Genomic DNA, 452 nt, shown 5'->3' with positions numbered 1-452 from the left:
CCACGAAACATTTTTGTTTTCATCTTCGTTGCTGGATTTTTCAATGGCGCGATAACAGGAAGTCTGCACCTCATCATTAACTCTTTTTATCACCTATCCGTTGGTCACTACGATTGGGAAACCATTCAACATAACTACTTTGTTTTTGTGCCGTTGCTCGCCTTTCCTGAAGGTCTACTAAATGGTATGGCACTCGCGGTTTTAACCGTATTCAAGCCAGAGTGGCTGAGAGTATTTTCAGACCGAGACTACATATACAATCATTACCATAGATAAGTGTTTTTAAACTGGTCAAAAGTGACAGTTCTTGCCATTTTTTAGTATTAAATATGTGTTGAGATCATGTTTCACTCGTGTCTTAAGCGTTAACCTAAGCACATTAAAAATGTATTAGATATCTAGTGAGGTCACCATGGAAATGTCAAACGCTCAACGTTTGATTCTATCAAACC

At 38.3% G+C, this 452-nt stretch carries 1 pseudogene; it reads left to right on the top strand.

The features are described from left to right. A pseudogene (locus IQR33_RS15775) lies at positions 1–276 on the top strand (hypothetical protein); the annotation flags it as partial. Positions 277–452: the final 176 nt, after the last annotated feature.

Source organism: Vibrio sp. OPT46 (genome assembly GCF_015163535.1).
Taxonomy (GTDB): Bacteria; Pseudomonadota; Gammaproteobacteria; order Enterobacterales; family Vibrionaceae; genus Vibrio; species Vibrio alginolyticus.
The sequence above is the reverse complement of the archived record's forward strand: the minus strand, read 5'-3'. Positions and strand labels throughout refer to the sequence as shown.